Genomic DNA, 14,456 nt, shown 5'->3' with positions numbered 1-14,456 from the left:
ATGTCATCGACTTCATTCCGCCAGTCTCTGCGTCGCCTTTGGGCGCTGGATAAGTTCAGCTACAGTGTGCGGGTATTCATCGCCCTGACCGGCACCATGGCGCTGTGTTGGTATCAGGACGAAATGGGCCTGCTGATCCCGCTGTTCCTGGGAATTATCGCCAGCGCCCTGGCCGAGACCGACGACAGCTGGCAGGGCCGTCTCAACGCGCTGGCCGTGACGCTGGTGTGTTTCGCCGTTGCCGCCCTGTCTGTCGAACTGCTCTTCCCCTATCCCTCGTTGTTTATCATCGCCTTCGCCCTGGCCGCGTTCTGCCTGACCATGCTCGGCGCCCTCGGCGAGCGCTATGGTGCGATAGCCTCGGCGACGTTGATTCTGTCGGTCTACACCATGATCGGCGTGGATCAGCGTGGCGGTGCGGTCACCGATGTCTGGCATGAGCCGGTGCTGCTGGTGGCCGGCGCTGCCTGGTACGGCCTGCTCTCGGTGTTGTGGCAGGCGCTGTTTTCCAATCAGCCGGTGCAGCAGAGCCTGGCGCGGTTGTTCCGCGAACTGGGTTTCTACCTGAAGTTGAAATCCTCGCTGTTCGAGCCGGTCCGACAGATGGACGTGGAGGCGCGGCGCCTGGAACTGGCCCAGCAGAACGGCCGGGTGGTGGCGGCACTGAATGCCGCCAAGGAGATCATCCTGCACCGGGTCGGTAACGGCCGACCAGGGTCGAAAGTCAGCCGCTACCTGAAACTGTACTTCCTCGCCCAGGACATCCACGAACGCGCCAGCTCTTCACACTACCCTTACAACGCCCTGGCCGAGGCCTTCTTCCACAGTGACGTGCTGTTCCGCTGCCAGCGCCTGTTGCGCCAGCAAGGCAAAGCCTGCCGGACCCTGGCCGAGTCGATCCAGATGCGTCAATCGTTCACCTACGATGCCGGTTTCGCCGAAGCCCTGAGCGACCTGGATGCCTCCCTCGAACACCTGCGCATCCAGAGCAACCCGGCCTGGCGCGGCTTGCTGCGTTCATTGCGGGCACTGGCGGCCAACCTCGGCACCCTCGACCGCTTGCTCAGCGATGCGAGCAACCCTGACGCCCTGGCCGACGCCACCGACAGCAGCTTGCTTGACCGTTCGCCGCGCAACCTCAAGGACGTGTGGCTTCGCTTGCGCACGCAGCTGACGCCGACCTCGCTGCTGTTCCGCCATGCCCTGCGATTGCCCCTGGCCTTGAGCATCGGCTACGCCATGGTGCATTTGATTCACCCGTCCCAAGGCTACTGGATCATCCTCACTACGCTGTTCGTCTGCCAACCGAACTACGGCGCCACCCGCCGCAAACTCGGTCAACGGATCATCGGCACCGCCATCGGCCTGACCCTGGCCTGGGCGCTGTTCGACCTGTTCCCGAACCCGCTGATCCAGTCCTGTTTCGCCATTGCCGCCGGCGTGGTGTTCTTTACCAACCGCACCACCCGCTACACCCTGGCGACAGCGGCAATCACCTTGATGGTGCTGTTCTGCTTCAACCAGGTGGGTGACGGTTACGGGCTGTTCCTGCCACGGTTGTTCGATACCTTGCTCGGCAGCCTGATCGCCGGGCTGGCGGTGTTCCTGTTCCTGCCGGACTGGCAGGGGCGGCGCCTGAACAAAGTGCTGGCCAACACCCTGGCCTGCAACAGCATTTACCTGCGCCAGATCATGCAGCAATACGCTGCGGGCAAAAGCGACGACCTGGCCTACCGCCTGGCCCGCCGCAACGCGCACAACGCCGACGCGGCACTGTCGACCACACTGGCCAACATGCTGATGGAGCCTGGGCATTTCCGAAAGGAGGCGGATGTGGGCTTTCGCTTCCTGGTGCTGTCCCACACGCTACTCAGTTACCTGTCGGGCCTGGGCGCGCACCGGGAAACCCAACTGCCGGCGGGCGTGCGCGAGCACCTGATCGAGGGGGCCGGGGTGAAACTGGCCACCAGCATCGACGAGATCGCCCAAGGGCTGGCGAGCAAGTCTTCGATTGCGATTCAGAGCGATGAAGAAGAAGCACTGGCCAATGAACTGGAACAGATGCCTGATGAAATCGATGAAGGCCAGCGACTGGTGCAGACGCAACTGGCACTGATTTGCCGTCAGCTCGGGCCGTTGCGGACATTGGCGGCGCATTTGATCAAGGATACGAGTGAGGATTGAGATCTGTGGTGTCTGAGCGGGCTTGCTCGCGAAGAGGCCATCAGCAACAGTACAGAATCCGGATCAGTCCACTCACATCCCATGCTGGCGCATCAACTTGTCATAACTTCCGTCCGCCTTCATGGCCGCGATCTCTCGGTCAAAACCGGCGACGATTTGCTCATGCTGCGGATTCTTCAGGCTGACCAGAATGTGCAGGCTGTTCTCGCTCAAAGCCTTGGGCAGGAATTCCACGGCGTTGCGTACCTTGGGTGACTCGCGGGCCAGGTAGTAGCGGGCAACGTACTCATCTTCCAGCGTCAGTTTGACCCGGTCGGCCGCGACCATGCGCACGGCCATGGCGAAGCTGTGCACAGGGACTTTCTGCAATGAGTCGTCCTTGTCGAACGCAGGCGAATAGGCGTAACCGCGCACGATGGCAATCGGATACGTGTGCAATTGCTGCAGGTTGTTGAACTCGATGGGCGCGTCCTTGCGCTTGAGAAAACGCACGCGATTGAGCAGGTACTCGCCGGAAAACTGGCCGAGTTCTGTACGCTCGTCGTTGTACCAGGCATTGACCAGCACGTCGTATCGACCCTCGCCCAATCCCATCAAGGCCCGCGCCCAAGGCACCTGTTCGAACTCACTGGCATAGCCGGCCCTGGCGAGCGCGGTACTGACAATGTCCGTGGCCAGACCACCGTTGACGAGCGTGGAGTCGGTAAAGGGGGGCCAGGCATCAGCGACCAATCGCAGTTTTTCTGCCGCCGCTCCCTGAACCAGCAACAGCAATCCAATCAAGGCAAAAGCTCGATGCAATCGCGGCATGCCAGAAAATCCTTAGCGGGCGGATTGCCCGACGTGTTTTCAGCCAAAACCCCAAGGCCCCGTACCGGCAAGACCCGGGTGCTAAACGTTAGCTCATCGAAGCCACAGCACAGCGCTTCGATCCAGATTACACAAAGAAGACATCCGTGCGAGAAATGAATGATGGCATTTTGGCCTATGTCACAGATTCTTCCGCCATAAAGACTTCTGGCGTGAGTGCGCTTAGTATCGGAACGACGTTTTCAGGGAATCAAAACATGACAGTCGACTGGATCTGCAAACACCACAGCGACCTGGGCAAGGAGCAGCTCTACGCCATTTTGCAGCTACGCGCCGAGGTGTTCGTCGTCGAGCAGCAGTGCGCTTATCAAGATGTGGATGGCCAGGACCTGGAAGGTGACACTTGCCACTTGATGGCCTGGGACAGCAATCAACTGGTAGCCTACCTGCGGCTGCTCGACCCGGAACTGCAAGGCGGGGACGTAGTGATCGGTCGGGTGATCATTGCTCCACACGCACGAGGCGCCGGGCTTGGACATGAGTTGATGGAGCAGGCGTTGAAGCAGATTGAAGAACGCTGGCCGGAAACGCCGATCTACCTCTCGGCCCAGGCGCACTTGCAGGGGTATTACGGGCGGTACGGGTTTGTCGTGGCGGGCGAGGAATATATGGAGGATGGCATTCCACACATCGGGATGCGTCGCCCTTGAGGGCCTCTTCGCGAGCAGGTTCGCTCCCACACAGGATTGTGTTCACAACTCAAATCAACTGTGGGAGCGGCGGTGCGACGATTCGACTTGCTCGCGAAAGCGTCAGTTAAATCACTGAAAGACTTCAGGGATACTCCAGCACCGCCTTGATCTGCCGCAGGTTACGCTCGATCCACCCGCGATCGATCGCACCCCACTCACGAATCCGATAGCGCCCCGCATGGTTGCGCGCGCCCTCCTCCTGCTCGAATTCACAAACGATATCCAGATCCGCCAACGCCGCGATGGTGTCCTGTGCCGTGCGCCGGGGCATGCCGGTGACGTCGGTCAGCGCCGGGACGTTGCTGGCCAGCCCGCTGTCGATCAGGTATGCCACATATAACCGGCGATAGAAGCTGCTCTTGGTCTTGCTTACGTCCATCCAACGCTCCTGAAAAATCGTCCGGCCGCAGCCCGAGCCTGCGGCAGTTACTACGCGCCTGCCGGCGCCGGCAAGTCCCGCCAGGTCAGGTACACCCGCACATCGAATTCCACTTGGTGATAACCCGGCAGCATGTGCTCACACAGTTTGTAGAACGCCTTGTTGTGGTCCGACTCCTTGAAGTGCGCCAGTTCATGCACCACGATCATTTTCAGGAACTCGGACGGCGCTTCCTTGAACAGCGAAGCGATGCGGATTTCCTTCTTTGCCTTGAGCTTGCCGCCTTGCACCCGGGAGATCGTGGTGTGCAAGCCAAGGGCACGGTGAGTCAAGTCCAGGCGGTTGTCGAACAGCACCTTGTCGATGGCCGGAGCATTACGCAGGTACTCCTGCTTGAGGTCCAGGGCATAGGTGTACAGCGCCTTGTCGCTCTGCACCCCATGCTTTTGCGGGTAACGCTGGCTCAGGTAATCGCCCAGCCGACCGTCGGCGATCAGCTGGCGCACCTGAGCCTGCAAGGTAGCAGGATAGGCCTGGAGATATTTCAACACGGTCATCGGGGCGGCAATACACGTCACTAAAAGGTCGCCAGTGTAGCGAATTCAGCGGGGTAGCGCGCTCCAGTCAAACGGCTGGACAAACCGTCCGGTGTCTTCGGCCATCATCGGCCGGGCCACCAGGAAGCCTTGCACATATTCACAGCCGTTGGCCTTCAGCCATTCATACTGCGCGACGGTTTCCACCCCTTCGGCAATCACCAGCATCCCGAACTGTCTGCACAGGTCGATCACACTGCGCACCAGCGCCGCATCCCGTATCGACTCCGGCAACCGGGCGATCAGATGCCGGTCGATCTTGAGGGTATCCAGCGCCAGGTCGCGCAAGTGCGACAGGGAACACGGCCCGGCCCCGAAGTCATCCAATGCCACGCGTACGCCCAGATTGTGCAGCAGGCGCAATTGCTTGCGGGTTTCTTCGGGGTTGTGCATCAAGGCCTCTTCCGTGACCTCGACTTCCAGATGATGCGGTTGCAAGCCATGGCGCTCCAGCACCTGGCGTAGCTCAGTGACCAGGTTGGGCATGCCGAACTGCGTACGGCTCAAACTGACGCCGAGCACCAGATCCTCGGCAAACAGAGTCTCCCAGGCTTTGCGTTGCCCGGCACTGCAATAGTAGATCCAGCTGCCCAGACGACTGATCAACCGCGCCTCTTCCAGCAGTGGCAAAAACAGCCCCGGAGGGACATCGCCAACGCTCGGATGCTGCCAGCGCAACAAGGCCTCGAAGCCACGAATCCGCCCGTCGGCAATCCCAACCTGAGGCTGATACACCAGATTGAAATCCCGGTTCTCGATGGCTGCGCGCACACTTTCTTCCAGCATCAACCGCGAGCGCGCCCGGCCGTTCATATCGTGATCGTAGAAGCGATATTGCTGGCGACCGGCACGCTTGGCTTCGTACATGGCGATGTCGGCCGCGCGCAGCATCCCGTCCAGATTGGCGCCACAATCAGGGAATGTGGCGATGCCGATGCTGGCACCCAGGGCGATATCGAGGCCGTCGATCTGCTGACAGATCGACACTCGTTCGATGATTTTTTCCGCAATTTTCGCCGCCTGCTCAGGGAACTCCAGATCCAGCAGCGCGGTGAATTCGTCGCCGCCCATCCGCGCCAGAATGTCGAAGGACCGCAAGCAGGCCTTCAACTGTTCGGAGACCCAACGCAGCACCCGATCGCCGGCATCGTGTCCGAGCGAATCATTGACGCGCTTGAAACCGTCGAGGTCCAGGTACATCAAAACCCAGACACTGTCGGAACGCTCACCGCGCAACAGCAGGTTCTCTACGGTCTGGTAGAAACCCCGGCGGTTGAGCAACCCGGTCAGCGGATCGGTGACCGCCTGAAATTCCAGTTGCTGATGCAGATGACGCACCACCGACATATCCAGCACGGTCACTACCATCGCATGTTGCTCGACAGGTAACGGCGCGCAGGACAAGGCCACCGGCACCTGCTGGCCGGGCGCCGTACGCAACAGGGCATCGTGCAGGCGCAGGGTTTCGCCGCGCTTGTATCCGGCCAGCAACTCGGAATCGGCCCAGATCGGGATATGCGGCTTTTGCAGGTAGTCCAGAAATTCCTTGCCTTGCAGTTCCTGCACCGTGGCATTGAGCAACCGCGACATTGCCGGATTGGCAAAACGAATCAGACCGTCCTCACCCAATACCAGAATGCCTTCGGCAGCGTTATCCAGCACCGACGCATTAAAGGCACGAGCGGATTCCAGATCATGACTCAGGCGCTGCAAGGCCCGGCGGTTACGCTGGTGTTCGAGCAATGCCTGGACCTTGGGCGTGAAGATCTGTGGGTCGAACGGCTTGAACAGGTAATCCACCGCACCGCTGGCATAGCCCTTGATCACCGCGTCCAGGGACTGTTCGTTGGCGGTCAGGAAAATGATCGGCGTGAGGCGGGTCCGCTGGCTACCGCGCATCAGGCGCGCCACTTCATAACCGTCCATGCCCGGCATCTGCACGTCCAGTACTACCAGGTCGATATCGTGTTCAAGCAACAAGCCGAGGGCCTCGAAACCCGAGGCGGCAGTAATGACCCGCCAGTCCTGGCGCTGTAACAATGCGCGCATGCTGATCAGGTTTTCGGGGTAATCGTCGACGACTAAAAGGGTTGAGTTGCCTTCTACTGGCGTGGGTTGCGCGCATTCCATGCTGCTTCTCTAATTGCGGGGCGTCAGACCGGCTTCTCGTGAAAACCGGACAAATACTGTGCTTTCACTCTAGACCCGGTTCTGCAAAAGCAGAAGGTGTCAGTGAGCCATCATTTAATCATAGTGTCTTTTTACCGACTAACGGTCGATGGTTCAGGCCGATGGAAATCGGGAAAGATGTCGCTTCGACAGGATGTTGACGTCAGCCACCTGTCAGGCGGGCGTTAACAAAATCTCCCGCTACGCTTATAAAGGCCGCCCCGAAGGTGCGGGTTAGAGCCTCTGGCACGTCCGTGCAGCATGAATCAAGTGGAAGAACCAACATGATCGATCTTGCAACCTGGAACCTCAGCGTCCCCGTCGGCAGCCCGCCGTACACCGTCGAAACCTCTAAGTTGGTGAATGGTTTCAAGGATCAATACTTCCATTCCGACACTGGCACGTTGTTTTTCTGGTCGCCCGTGACCGGCTCCCGTACCGAGAACGCGATTTATCCGCGCACCGAACTGCGTGAAACCTACAGCAACGGCACGTTGCACAACTGGTATTACCCGGATGCCGATAATTTGTTGCATGCCACGCTGGCCGTTAACCAGGTGCCCAGTTCCGGGAAAATCGTCATCGGCCAGATCCATGCCTTTCAAAGCCAGAAACCGCTGGTGAAGGTCGAATACCAATACAAGACCAGTACAGCCACCGGCAACATCGTCGCCAAGGTCCGGATGCATCCCGATGACGATGCGGGCCGGGTGATCGTCGTGGCGACGGGGGTGAAACTCGATCAGGAGTTCAACTATCTCATTCACCTCAGCCCCGGCGGTGCGTTGGGCATCAGCGCGGCCGGCTATCAGTGGGATACGCAAATCAGCACAAGCTGGCGCGAAAAACCGCTGTACTTCAAGGCCGGGGTCTATGTGCAGGACAACACCGGATACACCACTGAAGGCGGGAAAGTGACCTTCAGCAGGCTGGATATCGATCACAACAAGTAATGTTAGAACGTTGTGGGAGCGAGCCTGCTCGCGAATGCGCCGTGACATTCAACATTGATATTGACTGGCCTGACGCTTTCGCGAGCAGGCTCGCTCCCACAATGATCGCCGCTGAACATGAATCACCGCCCACAAAAAACCCGCATTTCTGCGGGTTTTTTGTGGGTCTCAAACGCGAAAGGCTTAGTTGACCTTAGCGTTCAACTCACCCTTCAGATAACGCTGATACATGCCTTCCAGCGAGATCGCCTTGATCTTCGAAGCGTTGCCGGCAGTACCGAAGGCTTCGTAGCGAGCGATGCACACGTCGCGCATGGCGGTCACGGTGGCGCCGAAGAATTTACGCGGGTCGAATTCGCTCGGATTGGTGGCCATCAGGCGACGCATGGCGCCAGTGGATGCCAGGCGCAGGTCGGTGTCGATGTTGACCTTGCGTACGCCGTGCTTGATGCCTTCGACGATTTCTTCAACCGGTACGCCGTAGGTTTCCTTGATGTCGCCGCCGTACTGGTTGATGATCGCCAGCCACTCTTGCGGAACCGAAGACGAACCGTGCATCACCAGGTGAGTGTTCGGAATGCGCTTGTGGATTTCCTTGATGCGGTCGATGGCCAGCACGTCACCGGTAGGCGGCTTGGTGAACTTGTAGGCGCCGTGGCTGGTACCGATGGCGATGGCCAGGGCATCAACCTGAGTGCGTTTTACGAAGTCAGCGGCTTCTTCCGGGTCGGTCAGCATCTGGCTGTGATCCAGAACGCCTTCGGCGCCGATGCCGTCTTCTTCACCGGCCATACCGGTTTCCAGCGAACCCAGGCAGCCCAGCTCGCCTTCTACCGAAACGCCACAGGCGTGGGCCATGGCCACGGTCTGCTGGGTCACACGGACGTTGTAGTCGTAGTCGGTCGGGGTCTTGCCGTCTTCACCCAGGGAGCCGTCCATCATCACCGAGCTGAAGCCCAGTTGAATGGAGCGCTGGCAGACGTCAGGGCTGGTGCCGTGGTCCTGGTGCATGCACACCGGGATGTGCGGGAACTCTTCTATGGCTGCCAGGATCAGGTGACGCAGGAACGGTGCACCGGCGTATTTGCGAGCACCGGCCGAAGCCTGGACGATCACCGGGGAGTCAGTCTTGTCAGCGGCTTCCATGATGGCGCGCATCTGCTCAAGGTTGTTGACGTTGAAGGCTGGAACGCCGTAGCCGAACTCGGCTGCGTGGTCCAGCATCTGGCGCATGCTGATAAGTGCCATTGTGTGTATCTCTCCCGGTTGAGGGTCGTTAATCGTGCCAGCCTGCCGTAGCGGCGGCGGCTATTCAAGTTATTGCAGATCGGGGGTTAAGCCCGGGCTGCGAATTTGGTGTTGCATCAGTTCTGAAAACGTCGGCCCCCTGCAGGAGCGGGCTTGCTCGCGATGAACTCAAGGGCAACGCGTTGATCCAGAAATCCCGCGTTATCGTTAACGACCATCGCGAGCATGCTCGCTCCTACAGGTGACAACCACGGCCAATCAAATCATTGGTGGCGACCCAGTAAACCAGGCCTTCCTCACCTTTTATGTGAAACGCCAGCATGTCATTGCTGTACAGCGAACCCGATGCACCCGGCTCCTGCTTCAAACGGTAGACCTGATCGGCACCGCCCAGGCGCACGTCGACTTCCCTAAGGCTGTCGTCGGTGTAACGCCAAACCACTTTGGCCTGGCTGTCGCAGGTCCAGGTGGTCCAGTTATCCACAGGTGCGGACGACTGGAACAGGTTCAACTGAGCACAACCAGCCAACAGCGCCAGCGCCGTAACGGCGATAAAACCTTTCATCCGTGTCCCTCGGCTGACAGCGCACGCCGCCAGCCCTGAGTAAAGAGTCAGACCCGTCAAGGGCAGCCATGTTCCTTGGCGGGTTCCTGGGTCTCGTATTTGTCCAGACCCTCGGGCCCGGAGCGCTTGTTGAGCACCGGGTTGGTTTCCGCCTGCCAGTCCGCCTGATAACAGCCGTTGCGTGACGCCGGCGCCTCGGGCTCCGGCGTGGCTTTCGGGCTGCTCCCGCAAGCCGCCAGTGAACCCGCGACGATCAACAGCGCTAACATCTTGACCATGTCAACACTCCCTTGCCTGGTCAAACGGGCGACCCTCAGGCCTTGGCCCGGCTTTCCAGGACTTCAACGGCTGGCAGAACCTTGCCTTCGACGAACTCGAGGAATGCGCCGCCACCGGTGGAAATGTAGGAAATCTGCTCGGCCACGCCATACTTGTCGATGGCAGCCAGGGTGTCGCCACCGCCGGCAATGGAGAACGCAGCACTGTCTGCGATGGCCTGGGCCAGCACTTTGGTGCCGTTACCGAACTGGTCGAATTCGAATACGCCAACCGGGCCGTTCCACAGGATGGTTTTCGACGATTTCAGCAGCTCGGCGAAATTCGCGGCAGTCTGCGGGCCGATATCGAGGATCATGTCGTCGGCAGCGACGTCAGCGATCAGCTTCACGGTTGCAGCGGCGCTTTCAGCGAATTCCTTGGCAACCACCACGTCCACTGGCAGCGGTACGCTGACTTTGGCGGCGATGGCGCGAGCCGTGTCGAGCAGGTCCGGCTCGTACAGCGACTTGCCAACCGGGTGACCGGCAGCGGCCAGGAAAGTGTTGGCAATGCCGCCGCCGACGATCAACTGGTCGCAGATCTGGCTCAGGCTGTTCAGTACGTCGAGTTTGGTCGACACCTTGGAGCCGGCAACAATGGCAGCCATTGGCTTGGCCGGAGCGCCCAGGGCCTTGCCCAGTGCATCCAGTTCAGCAGCCAGCAGCGGGCCGGCAGCAGCGACTTTGGCAAACCTGGCCACGCCGTGGGTCGAACCCTCGGCACGGTGCGCGGTGCCGAAGGCGTCCATCACGAACACGTCGCACAGGGCAGCGTACTGCCGGGCCAGTTCGTCAGCGTTCTTTTTCTCGCCTTTGTTGAACCGCACGTTTTCGAACAGCACGATATCGCCGGCCTTGACGTCAACGCCGCCCAGGTAGTCAGCCACCAGTGGCACTTCACGGCCCAGGGCGCGGCTCAGGTAGTCGGCGACTGGCTTGAGGCTGTTCTCAGCCGAGAACTCGCCTTCGGTCGGACGGCCAAGGTGCGAGCAGACCATCACGGCCGCGCCTTTTTCCAGGGCCAGCTTGATGGTCGGCAGCGAGGCCAGGATACGCGCATCGCTGGTGACAACACCGTCCTTGACTGGGACGTTGAGGTCTTCGCGGATCAATACGCGCTTACCTTGCAGATCGAGGTCGGACATCTTCAACACGGTCATGGGTCGCATTTCCTGGGTAGCTGTTTAGAGAGCAGTTTTTTTGGATGAAGCTATTTGCAGATAGTGTTCCGCAACGTCCAGCATTCGGTTGGCAAAACCCCATTCGTTGTCGAACCAGGCCAGGATGTTCACCAGCCGTGGGCCGGAAACACGAGTCTGACTGGCATCGACGATCGCCGAATGTGGGTCATGATTGAAATCACAGCTTGCGTGGGGTAGCTCGGTGTAGGCCAGCAGGCCTTTGAGCGGGCCGCTGGTGGCGGCCTCGCGCAGTATCCGGTTGACCTCTGTGGCGTCGGTCGCGGTGGCGGTCTGCATCGTAATATCGAGGCAGGACACGTTGACCGTCGGCACCCGTACGGCTTTGGCCTGAATTCGTCCGGCAAGTTCCGGCAACAGGCGTTCAATGCCACGCGCCAGACCGGTGGACACCGGAATCACCGACTGGAACGCCGAACGGGTGCGGCGCAGGTCTTCATGGTGGTAGGCATCGATGACCGGCTGATCGTTCATGGCCGAGTGAATGGTGGTGATCGACACGTAATCCAGGCCAATGGCCTGATTCAGCAGGCGCAACAGCGGCACGCCGCAGTTGGTGGTGCAGGACGCGTTGGACACCAGCAACTCGTCGCCGGTCAGGCAATCCTGGTTCACGCCATAGACGATGGTGGCGTCGACATCGGTCTCGCTGGCCATCGGCTGGGAAAACAAAACACGCGGGGCGCCGGCGTCGAGGAAACGCTGGCCGTCTTCGCGAGTGTGATAAGCGCCGGAGCACTCAAGCACCAGATCGATGCCCAGGGACGCCCAATCGATGCCTTCGGGGGTGGCACTGCGCAGGACTTTCACACAGTCGCCATTGATATGCAGACAATCGCCGTCAACCTTCACTTCACCGGGGAACCGGCCATGGGTGGAGTCAAAGCGTGTCAGGTATTCGATACTGGCCATGTCAGCAAGATCGTTGATCGCGACAATCTCGAACCCGGCCTTGTCGCCTCGCTCGAACAACGCACGCAAGACGCAACGACCAATCCGGCCGTAGCCGTTGAGTGCAACTTTGTAGGGACGCGGTTGAGGCATGGGGTTCTCGATAATACGCAGCCAGACGAAATTCTTGTGTGCAACGCAGCCTTGTAGGAGCGAGCTGGCTCGCTCCTACAAGGGGACCGCGGTGGTCATGAAACCACCGCGTCGTGCTTAGTCTTCCAGCAGCTCTTCAGCCTGACCCAGGATGTTTTCCAGGGTGAAACCGAACTCTTCGAACAAGGCCGACGCAGGCGCCGACTCGCCATAGGTGGTCATGCCGATCACGCGACCTTCCAGGCCGACGTATTTGTACCAGTAGTCGGCATGGGAAGCCTCGATGGCGATACGGGCGCTGACCTGCAACGGCAGGACCGATTGCTTGTAGCCGGCGTCCTGGGCGTCGAACACGCTGGTGCAAGGCATGGAAACCACGCGCACCTTGCGGCCTTGCTCGGTCAGCTTGTCGTAAGCCTGAACCGCCAGACCCACTTCGGAACCCGTGGCAATCAGGATCAGCTCAGGTTCGCCTGCGCAGTCCTTCAACACGTAACCGCCACGCGAGATCTCTTCGATCTGAATCGCATTGCGGGTTTGGTGCTGCAGGTTCTGACGCGAGAAGATCAGGGCCGAAGGACCGTCCTTGCGCTCCAGTGCGTACTTCCAGCACACCGCCGACTCAACGGCGTCGGCCGGACGCCAGGTATCGAGGTTCGGCGTGCAGCGCAGGCTGGCCAGTTGCTCGATTGGCTGGTGAGTCGGGCCGTCTTCGCCCAGACCGATGGAGTCGTGGGTGTAGACGTGGATAACGCGCTGCTTCATCAGGGCCGACATGCGCACCGCGTTGCGGGCGTATTCCATGAACATCAGGAAGGTCGCGCCGTAAGGCACCAGGCCGCCGTGCAGGGCAACGCCGTTCATGATCGCGGTCATGCCGAACTCGCGCACGCCGTAGTACATGTAATTGCCGCTGGCGTCTTCGGCAGTGACGCCTTTGCAACCTTTCCACAGGGTCAGGTTGGAACCGGCCAGGTCAGCCGAACCGCCGAGGAATTCAGGCAGCAGCGGGCCGAACGCGTTCAGGGCGTTCTGGCTGGCTTTACGGCTGGCGATGGTTTCGCCCTTGGCAGCGACTTCGGCGATGTAGGCATCGGCCTTCTCGGCGAAGTCGGCCGGCAGCTCGCCGCTTAGACGACGAATCAGTTCGTTGGCTTCGGCCGGGAAGGCAGCGGAGTAGGCAGCGAAACGCTGGTCCCACTCGGCTTCCACAGCGCGACCGGCTTCCTTGGCATCCCACTCGGCGTAGATATCGGCCGGAACTTCGAACGGGCCGTGATTCCATTTCAGCGCCGCACGGGTCAGGGCGATTTCCGCATCACCCAGCGGGGCGCCGTGGCAATCTTCCTTGCCTTGCTTGTTCGGCGAACCGAAGCCGATGGTGGTCTTGCAGCAGATCAGGGTTGGCTGCGCGCTCTTGCGGGCAGTATCGATCGCAGTCTTGATCTCTTCCGGATCGTGACCGTCGACATTGCGGATCACTTGCCAGTTGTAGGACTCAAAACGCTTCGGCGTATCGTCGGTGAACCAGCCTTCGACTTCGCCGTCGATGGAGATGCCGTTGTCATCGTAGAAGGCGATCAGCTTGCCCAGGCCCAAGGTGCCGGCCAGGGAAGCGACTTCGTGGGAAATGCCTTCCATCATGCAGCCATCACCCAGGAACACATAGGTGTGGTGGTCGACGATGTTGTGGCCTGGACGATTGAACTGCGCCGCCATGACTTTTTCAGCCAGGGCAAAACCCACGGCGTTGGCCAGGCCTTGGCCCAGTGGACCGGTGGTGGTTTCTACGCCCGGGGTATAGCCGAGTTCCGGGTGGCCCGGGGTGCGGCTGTGCAGTTGGCGGAATTGCTTCAGGTCGTCGATCGACAGGTCGTAGCCGGTCAGGTGCAGCAGCGAGTAGATCAGCATCGAGCCATGGCCGTTGGACAGCACGAAGCGGTCACGGTCGGCGAACGATGGATTGCTCGGGTTGTGCTTGAGGTAGTCGCGCCAAAGCACCTCGGCGATATCCGCCATACCCATTGGGGCACCGGGATGGCCGCTGTTGGCTTTTTGCACGGCATCCATGCTGAGGGCACGAATGGCGTTGGCACGCTCACGACGGCTAGGCATCGCTGTTCTCCTGGGGGCTTGAATAAAACGAAACGGAAAAAAGGCGAGCATTTTCCCTCACCGGGCCGCTTCGGGGCAATGACAGATAGTCATCTGGAGACGTTTTTCCAATGGATAACGACGTA

13 protein-coding genes are annotated in these 14,456 nt (G+C 60.1%); 3 read left to right on the top strand and 10 right to left on the bottom strand.

Annotated features, from left to right (window positions below; genetic code table 11):
- Window positions 1-2,184, top strand: a complete 2,184-nt coding sequence (gene yccS / locus CAF65_RS11775; protein WP_085716430.1) for a YccS family putative transporter — start codon at window positions 1-3, stop codon at window positions 2,182-2,184.
- A gap of 72 nt (window positions 2,185-2,256) precedes the next feature.
- On the opposite strand, the gene CAF65_RS11770 is transcribed toward yccS, so the two are convergent.
- Window positions 2,257-2,994: an ABC transporter substrate-binding protein gene (locus CAF65_RS11770; RefSeq protein ID WP_085716429.1), complete on the bottom strand. Its 738-nt coding sequence runs from the start codon at window positions 2,992-2,994 to the stop codon at window positions 2,257-2,259.
- A 257-nt stretch (window positions 2,995-3,251) separates the two neighbouring features.
- On the opposite strand from CAF65_RS11770, the gene CAF65_RS11765 reads away from it, so the two are divergent.
- Window positions 3,252-3,704 carry a GNAT family N-acetyltransferase gene (locus CAF65_RS11765; RefSeq protein ID WP_085716428.1) on the top strand — a complete coding sequence of 151 codons (453 nt, stop codon included), beginning with the start codon at window positions 3,252-3,254 and terminating at the stop codon, window positions 3,702-3,704.
- A gap of 124 nt (window positions 3,705-3,828) precedes the next feature.
- Here CAF65_RS11765 and CAF65_RS11760 read toward each other — a convergent pair whose 3' ends face one another.
- Genes CAF65_RS11760 through CAF65_RS11750 form a run of 3 tightly spaced genes read right to left on the bottom strand, consistent with a single transcriptional unit; the run spans window position 3,829 to window position 6,851 of the window.
- Window positions 3,829-4,125 (bottom strand): helix-turn-helix domain-containing protein, encoded by a 297-nt coding sequence (locus CAF65_RS11760; RefSeq protein ID WP_085716427.1) that lies wholly within the window; start codon window positions 4,123-4,125, stop codon window positions 3,829-3,831.
- Window positions 4,126-4,175: 50 nt separating this feature from the next.
- Entirely contained in the window at window positions 4,176-4,682 is a 507-nt protein-coding gene (locus CAF65_RS11755) for a M48 family metallopeptidase (RefSeq protein ID WP_085716426.1), read from the bottom strand.
- Window positions 4,683-4,727: 45 nt separating this feature from the next.
- Window positions 4,728-6,851 (bottom strand): bifunctional diguanylate cyclase/phosphodiesterase, encoded by a 2,124-nt coding sequence (locus CAF65_RS11750; RefSeq protein WP_085716425.1) that lies wholly within the window; start codon window positions 6,849-6,851, stop codon window positions 4,728-4,730.
- Between the two features lie 323 nt (window positions 6,852-7,174).
- Between CAF65_RS11750 and CAF65_RS11745 the strand changes: the two genes are divergently transcribed.
- Window positions 7,175-7,843, top strand: a complete 669-nt coding sequence (locus tag CAF65_RS11745; protein WP_085716424.1) for a polysaccharide lyase family 7 protein — start codon at window positions 7,175-7,177, stop codon at window positions 7,841-7,843.
- Window positions 7,844-8,026: 183 nt separating this feature from the next.
- On the opposite strand, the gene fba is transcribed toward CAF65_RS11745, so the two are convergent.
- The 6 genes from fba to tkt form a co-directional block, all read right to left on the bottom strand.
- Complete coding sequence (gene fba / locus CAF65_RS11740) at window positions 8,027-9,091, bottom strand: class II fructose-bisphosphate aldolase (protein ID WP_007981624.1); 1,065 nt, start codon at window positions 9,089-9,091, stop codon at window positions 8,027-8,029.
- Between the two features lie 235 nt (window positions 9,092-9,326).
- Window positions 9,327-9,656 (bottom strand): MliC family protein, encoded by a 330-nt coding sequence (locus CAF65_RS11735; protein ID WP_085716423.1) that lies wholly within the window; start codon window positions 9,654-9,656, stop codon window positions 9,327-9,329.
- A gap of 56 nt (window positions 9,657-9,712) precedes the next feature.
- On the bottom strand, window positions 9,713-9,934 hold the full coding sequence (locus CAF65_RS11730) for a hypothetical protein (RefSeq protein ID WP_085716422.1): 222 nt from the start codon (window positions 9,932-9,934) through the stop codon (window positions 9,713-9,715).
- Window positions 9,935-9,969: 35 nt separating this feature from the next.
- Window positions 9,970-11,133: a phosphoglycerate kinase gene (locus CAF65_RS11725; RefSeq protein ID WP_085716421.1), complete on the bottom strand. Its 1,164-nt coding sequence runs from the start codon at window positions 11,131-11,133 to the stop codon at window positions 9,970-9,972.
- Between the two features lie 24 nt (window positions 11,134-11,157).
- The gene (gene epd, locus CAF65_RS11720; protein WP_008019900.1) at window positions 11,158-12,216 is read right to left on the bottom strand and encodes an erythrose-4-phosphate dehydrogenase; all 1,059 of its coding nucleotides are present in this window, start codon (window positions 12,214-12,216) and stop codon (window positions 11,158-11,160) included.
- Window positions 12,217-12,333: 117 nt separating this feature from the next.
- The gene (gene tkt / locus CAF65_RS11715; RefSeq protein WP_085716420.1) at window positions 12,334-14,331 is read right to left on the bottom strand and encodes a transketolase; all 1,998 of its coding nucleotides are present in this window, start codon (window positions 14,329-14,331) and stop codon (window positions 12,334-12,336) included.
- Window positions 14,332-14,456 lie beyond the last annotated feature (125 nt).

Source organism: Pseudomonas sp. B28(2017) (assembly GCF_002113025.1).
Taxonomy (GTDB): Bacteria; Pseudomonadota; Gammaproteobacteria; order Pseudomonadales; family Pseudomonadaceae; genus Aquipseudomonas.
The sequence above is the reverse complement of the archived record's forward strand: the minus strand, read 5'-3'. Positions and strand labels throughout refer to the sequence as shown.

Coding starts and splice junctions, on each gene's coding strand:
- CAF65_RS11750 (WP_085716425.1), bottom strand. CDS start 6,851: ATGGAATGCGCGCAACCCACGCCAGTAGAAGGCAACTCAACCCTTTTA.
- epd (WP_008019900.1), bottom strand. CDS start 12,216: ATGCCTCAACCGCGTCCCTACAAAGTTGCACTCAACGGCTACGGCCGG.
- CAF65_RS11770 (WP_085716429.1), bottom strand. CDS start 2,994: ATGCCGCGATTGCATCGAGCTTTTGCCTTGATTGGATTGCTGTTGCTG.
- yccS (WP_085716430.1), top strand. CDS start 1: ATGTCATCGACTTCATTCCGCCAGTCTCTGCGTCGCCTTTGGGCGCTG.
- tkt (WP_085716420.1), bottom strand. CDS start 14,331: ATGCCTAGCCGTCGTGAGCGTGCCAACGCCATTCGTGCCCTCAGCATG.
- CAF65_RS11725 (WP_085716421.1), bottom strand. CDS start 11,133: ATGACCGTGTTGAAGATGTCCGACCTCGATCTGCAAGGTAAGCGCGTA.
- CAF65_RS11730 (WP_085716422.1), bottom strand. CDS start 9,934: ATGGTCAAGATGTTAGCGCTGTTGATCGTCGCGGGTTCACTGGCGGCT.
- CAF65_RS11760 (WP_085716427.1), bottom strand. CDS start 4,125: ATGGACGTAAGCAAGACCAAGAGCAGCTTCTATCGCCGGTTATATGTG.
- CAF65_RS11735 (WP_085716423.1), bottom strand. CDS start 9,656: ATGAAAGGTTTTATCGCCGTTACGGCGCTGGCGCTGTTGGCTGGTTGT.
- CAF65_RS11755 (WP_085716426.1), bottom strand. CDS start 4,682: ATGACCGTGTTGAAATATCTCCAGGCCTATCCTGCTACCTTGCAGGCT.
- CAF65_RS11745 (WP_085716424.1), top strand. CDS start 7,175: ATGATCGATCTTGCAACCTGGAACCTCAGCGTCCCCGTCGGCAGCCCG.
- fba (WP_007981624.1), bottom strand. CDS start 9,091: ATGGCACTTATCAGCATGCGCCAGATGCTGGACCACGCAGCCGAGTTC.
- CAF65_RS11765 (WP_085716428.1), top strand. CDS start 3,252: ATGACAGTCGACTGGATCTGCAAACACCACAGCGACCTGGGCAAGGAG.